Origin of the sequence: Shewanella sp. SW32 (assembly GCF_025653365.1) — a bacterium.
Lineage (GTDB): Bacteria > Pseudomonadota > Gammaproteobacteria > Enterobacterales > Shewanellaceae > Shewanella > Shewanella oncorhynchi.
Window position 1 is genome coordinate 1 of the sequence record NZ_JAKKSJ010000075.1, and the last position, 5,548, is coordinate 5,548.

4 protein-coding genes, 4 tRNA genes and 2 rRNA genes are annotated in these 5,548 nt (G+C 45.7%); 1 reads left to right on the forward strand and 9 read right to left on the reverse strand.

The features are described 5' to 3' along the window. The 5 genes from tuf to L5M28_RS23685 form a co-directional block, all read right to left on the reverse strand. Positions 1 to 1,065, reverse strand: a 1,065-nt coding sequence (tuf, locus tag L5M28_RS23665; RefSeq protein ID WP_263204481.1) for an elongation factor Tu, incomplete at its 3' end; no start/stop codon positions are given. A gap of 117 nt (positions 1,066 to 1,182) precedes the next feature. Beyond that, a tRNA-Thr gene (locus tag L5M28_RS23670) sits at positions 1,183 to 1,258 on the reverse strand. 8 nt (positions 1,259 to 1,266) lie between these two features. Then, positions 1,267 to 1,340, reverse strand: a tRNA-Gly gene (locus L5M28_RS23675). Between the two features lie 38 nt (positions 1,341 to 1,378). Next, positions 1,379 to 1,463, reverse strand: a tRNA-Tyr gene (locus L5M28_RS23680). Between the two features lie 8 nt (positions 1,464 to 1,471). Further along, a tRNA-Thr gene (locus L5M28_RS23685) sits at positions 1,472 to 1,547 on the reverse strand. A 235-nt stretch (positions 1,548 to 1,782) separates the two neighbouring features. On the opposite strand from L5M28_RS23685, the gene coaA reads away from it, so the two are divergent. After that, positions 1,783 to 2,733 (forward strand): type I pantothenate kinase, encoded by a 951-nt coding sequence (coaA, locus tag L5M28_RS23690; protein ID WP_105251027.1) that lies wholly within the window; start codon positions 1,783 to 1,785, stop codon positions 2,731 to 2,733. Between the two features lie 27 nt (positions 2,734 to 2,760). Here coaA and birA read toward each other — a convergent pair whose 3' ends face one another. From birA to L5M28_RS23710, 4 genes are all read right to left on the reverse strand, one after another. Then, complete coding sequence (gene birA, locus L5M28_RS23695) at positions 2,761 to 3,720, reverse strand: bifunctional biotin--[acetyl-CoA-carboxylase] ligase/biotin operon repressor BirA (RefSeq protein ID WP_168827728.1); 960 nt, start codon at positions 3,718 to 3,720, stop codon at positions 2,761 to 2,763. Next, positions 3,713 to 4,738 carry a UDP-N-acetylmuramate dehydrogenase gene (murB, locus tag L5M28_RS23700; protein ID WP_263198549.1) on the reverse strand — a complete coding sequence of 342 codons (1,026 nt, stop codon included), beginning with the start codon at positions 4,736 to 4,738 and terminating at the stop codon, positions 3,713 to 3,715. The genes birA and murB overlap by 8 nt, the downstream gene beginning before the upstream one ends. Positions 4,739 to 5,149: 411 nt before the next feature. Continuing rightward, a 5S ribosomal RNA gene (gene rrf, locus L5M28_RS23705) occupies positions 5,150 to 5,265 on the reverse strand. A gap of 137 nt (positions 5,266 to 5,402) precedes the next feature. Then, positions 5,403 to 5,548: ribosomal RNA gene (locus L5M28_RS23710) — 23S ribosomal RNA — on the reverse strand; the annotation flags it as partial.

The following is a 5,548-nucleotide window of genomic DNA, read 5'->3' on the forward strand; positions in this document are numbered from 1 at the left end:
GTCGCCAGGCATTACCATCTCTACGCCTTCTGGCAGTTCGATAGTACCGGTTACGTCAGTTGTACGGAAGTAGAACTGTGGACGGTAGCCTTTGAAGAATGGAGTGTGACGTCCGCCTTCTTCTTTTGACAGAACATAAACTTCTGATTCAAAAGTCGTGTGTGGGTTGATTGAACCTGGTTTAGCCAATACTTGACCACGTTCTACGTCATCACGCTTAGTACCACGTAATAACACACCACAGTTCTCACCTGCACGACCTTCGTCAAGCAGTTTACGGAACATTTCTACACCAGTACACGTTGTTTTAGTCGTTGTGCGAACACCAACGATTTCAACTTCGTCACCCACTTTAACAATACCACGCTCAACACGACCAGTAACTACTGTACCACGGCCTGAAATTGAGAATACGTCTTCGATTGGCAGTAGGAACGGCTTATCGATATCACGTTGTGGTTCTGGAATGTAAGAATCCAGTGCTGCGGCTAATTCAAGGATCTTAGCTTCCCACTCTGGTTGACCTTCTAGGGCCTTCAGAGCTGAACCTTGGATTACTGGTAAATCATCACCTGGGAAATCGTATTCTGACAGAAGTTCACGCACTTCCATTTCAACCAATTCCAGTAACTCTTCGTCATCTACCATGTCACATTTGTTCATGAACACGATGATGAAAGGTACGCCAACCTGACGAGAAAGCAGGATGTGCTCACGAGTCTGTGGCATTGGACCGTCTGTAGAGGCAACTACAAGAATCGCGCCGTCCATCTGTGCAGCACCAGTGATCATGTTTTTAACATAGTCAGCGTGGCCTGGGCAGTCTACGTGTGCGTAATGACGTGAAGGCGTGTCATATTCGATGTGAGAGGTATTGATCGTAATACCGCGCTCACGCTCTTCTGGAGCGTTATCGATTTGAGAGAAGTCTTTAGCTTCGCCACCGTAGGTCTTAGCCAGTACGTGAGAGATAGCTGCAGTCAGTGTGGTTTTACCATGGTCAACGTGACCAATGGTGCCCACGTTTACATGGGGCTTAATACGTTCAAATTTAGCTTTAGCCATGGTAATGCCTCAGTCCAAGATTCTTGGTGATGAAAACTAACATATAGAAAAAATCCGATGCATTAAAATGACATCGAACAGATTATGTTTAGGCGTAGGAGCTAAATTTAGAGAGGCTGGTGCTGATAGGCAGATTCGAACTGCCGACCTCACCCTTACCAAGGGTGTGCTCTACCAACTGAGCCATATCAGCAACTAATTTGGAGCGGACAGCGGGAATCGAACCCGCGTTATCAGCTTGGAAGGCTGGAGTAATACCATTATACGATGTCCGCGCAACCTAACTAAGGCTACCTAACTACCTAGAAAAAAGTGGTGGAGGGAGAAGGATTCGAACCTTCGAAGGCTGAGCCGTCAGATTTACAGTCTGATCCCTTTGGCCACTCGGGAACCCCTCCACAGAAAATGGTGCCGGCACCAAGAGTCGAACTCGGGACCTACTGATTACAAGTCAGTTGCTCTACCAACTGAGCTATGCCGGCATTATCATTTCGGAACGGGATATTAGGTAAATGCGCTCCCAAGTGCAAGTAAAAAACGCCTATTTACGTAAAAAAAGCGCTTGAACGGTGTTTTTTTACACGTTATCCAACTTTGACGGCCAATTAAACAGCGAATACATCAAACGGTAACGGAAACACGACTGCAATCACCCATTTAGTATTGTTCCAAATAATCTCATAGTGTACTGTGCCTTTCCTAAGCTGAGGAAAGCCAATGACTTCTAAAAATTCAATTCAAAAAGCACTCTATCTCGCCTTCGAGCGCCTGCAATGGTCTGAGTTACGAGATTCAGTGCCGTTGACACTGAGTGAGCAAGACTTGGAGAACCTTAGAGGCATAAATGAAAAGATTTCCTTATCGGAAGTGACCGATATTTATCTTCCCCTTAGCCGGCTACTGAATTTGATCGTTAAAGCTAAGCAACAACGAGGTTTAGTGGTTGATGAATTCCTCGGTCAAAAACCATCAAAAAGTCCTTATATCATTAGTATTGCTGGTAGTGTCGCCGTCGGAAAGAGCACCACAGCACGTATTTTGCAAGCTTTACTACGGCACTGGCCTGAACACCCAAAAGTTGATTTAGTGACAACAGATGGTTTTTTGTATCCTCTGGCGGACTTAAAACGTAAAGGACTATTACAGCGTAAGGGATTTCCAGAAAGTTACGATATGAAAATGCTGGTTGAGTTTATCTCCGCCGTGAAATCCGGTCAGCCACATGTGAAAGCCCCTATCTATTCACACGTCACCTATGACCGCGTTAAAAATCAGCATCAAACCGTTTCTCAGCCAGACATCTTAATTTTAGAAGGCTTGAATGTATTGCAGACTGGACTCGACTCCCCCGTTGATACCCGTCGTCCTTTCGTCTCCGATTTTGTTGACTTTTCTATTTATGTCGATGCAGAAGAACCTTTGCTAAAACAATGGTATAAAGAACGATTCTTGCAGTTCCGCTCTGGTGCATTCAGTGACAAAAAATCTTATTTTCATCACTATTCGACGCTAACCGATGATGAGGCCAATACGATTGCCGCCAATATTTGGGACACAATCAATGGTCCAAACCTACAACTTAACATTCAACCGACCCGTGAAAGAGCCCATTTGATCCTGCAGAAAGGTCAGGATCATTTGATGTCCCACGTGCTGATGCGCAAATAGCTTTATGTAAAATTGACTCTTGGGTACTTAGCGTGCCCTTAAGCTAATTTCACCGCCGATAAATGCTTGAACACCGTCGGCGGTTTCGAGCAATACCGCACCTTGCTCATCAACGCCTCGACAAATTCCTTCGACAGACTTTTCCCCCATAAGCAAACGTATTTCACGGCCATAAAATAAGTCTGCGGCTTGCCAACGAGTCTTGAATGCAGCTAATCCTTCACGCTCAAATAACTGAATATCACGCTTAAGCTGCTTCTGTAATGCAATAACAAGCGCCGTCTTGTCAGGCATGTCGACCAACTCTGACAAATCACTCCAAGGCTGATCGATACCTTTACCTTGTTCCTCTGACATAGCCATATTGACACCAACACCTATGATAAGCTGGCACAGGCTATCAGCCTGCCCCGACATTTCAATCAAGATCCCGGCAAGCTTCTTGTTATCCAAATAGATGTCATTGGGCCACTTAACACCAATATTCTCGACGCCAAAAGATTTAAGCACTTCAACCAATGTACAGGCCACCACTAAACTTAATCCCATTGCCTGCGCCATTCCCTGCGGGAAAGTCCAAAACAGCGAGAAATATAAGTGATGCCCATAGGGCGACACCCAAGTCCTGCCTCGACGACCACGACCTGCGGATTGATACTCTGCCACACACACATCACCATTCTTCAATTCAGTAGTATGGTCCAGCATAAAGCCGTTGGTGCTTGCTATCTCATCAAAGTAAAAGCAACGATTATCAATTGATTGCACTAAACGTGAAGCATCAATCAAAGAAATAGGATTCGCTAACTTATAGCCGCGACCTTTGACGCTATAAATTGCCACACCATAGGTTTCTAGTGCATCGATGTGCTTATTCACTGCGGCACGCGAAATCCCAAGTTCAGTGGCTAACTGCTCGCCAGAAACAAATTGCCCGCTAGATAATAAAGCTAATATCTGGCGTTTTCTTCCCCAATGATCAGACATGCAAATCTCCTTCGCCATTAGCCCCGATGATTCTAGGCTCGGCTTCTAGCTCGACACCAAATTTATCCTGTACTTGCGCAATAACATGCAGTGCTAGGCGGCAAATATCATGCCCCGTTGCTCCGCCTCGATTCACTAACACTAAGGCTTGCTTGTCATGCACTGCCACATTGCCGAGCACAAAACCTTTCAGTCCCGCTTGTTCAATCAACCAGCCTGCAGCCAATTTCACTGTTGCATCCGCTTGTGCGTAGCCCACTATCGTCGGAAAACGCTGTGCTAAATCGAGATAACAGGCTGCGCTTACAATGGGGTTTTTAAAGAAACTGCCTGCATTGCCGAGCACTGCGGGATCAGGAAGCTTTTCACTTCGTACTTGGCATACGCGCGCAAAAATCTCATGCGCTGTAACGGTTGCAGGATCAAACGATTGCAATGGACCATAGACTAAACGCGGTTGCCAACGTTTAGCTAAGCGCAGCCCAACAGCTGTGACTACAGCGAGATTGCGCAATTTGTCTTTGAAAATAGACTCACGGTAAGCAAATTGACACTCAGCTGTGCTGATGCGCACAAACTCACCTGAGGGTAAATCAAGATACTCAACCCAATCACACACATCACATAGTTCAACACCATAAGCGCCAATATTCTGAATAGGTGCTGCACCAACCGTCCCAGGAATTAATGCCATATTCTCCAGCCCAAACATGCCATGCTCGAGCGTAAACTGAATTAACTCGTGCCAATTCTCACCCGCCTCAACATAGAGATAAAACGCTTCTGTGTCTTCAGATACTTTTATCCCTTTCGATAAAATCCTGACAACTGTGCCGTTAAAGTCCTCCGTAAAGACCAGATTGCTACCACCACCAAGCACCAACATAGGCAATTGTTGCTGCCATAGCGGCAGACAGATCGCCTTAACAGCTTCTTTTGAGTGCGCCTCAACAAGATCCGCGCAAGACTGGGCCAAACCAAAGGAATTAAATGATTGAAGGCTATGAAATAGAGACATGTGTTTGTTCAATGACGACAAAAACGTATTGTAACTGCTAAAAGCGAGGATTGCAGCTCATGCTAGAGAAGATGACTGAATGAAGAACAGAGAAAAAAGCAGGAAAATCACTCCAATTAACAAATTGCGAATGCAAAAAAGCCAGCTTATTCAGCTGGCTTGGTTACATCTCAATGAGATAATTAGGCGCTTGGCGATGAACTACTTTCTTTTATCCCCGAAGGGGATACATGGGGGCGAGTCATCATTGCCTAAAATGCGCAGCATTTTGATGATGTGTCGCGCGGAGCAATGTATTGCGCAGCTGGGGACCCCGCTTAGCGGCGGGTTGACATCGAGATAAGTTTTCGCGGAGCGTATAAACACAAAAGCCCTAGCGGTTTAGGCTAGGGCTTTTGTGTTTATTTGGATGCTTGGCGATGACCTACTCTCACATGGGGAGACCCCACACTACCATCGGCGCGTTTGCGTTTCACTTCTGAGTTCGGGATGGGATCAGGTGGTTCCACAAGGCTATTGTCACCAAGCAAATTCTGTTTATTACCGTGTCCATCTCTGGACCACGTTAATAATAATTCGGAAAGCTGATTTTCTGTTGAGTCTTTAACTTTATCAAGTGTCGATATTCTGTCTAAGGCTTCTTTGTAAAACCCATCTGGGTTGTATGGTTAAGCCTCTCGAGTCATTAGTACATGTTAGCTCAACGCCTCACAACGCTTACACACCATGCCTATCAACGTCCTAGTCTCGAACGGCTCTTTAGAGGAATTAAATTCCTAGGGATGACTCATCTTAGGGCTCGCTTCCCGC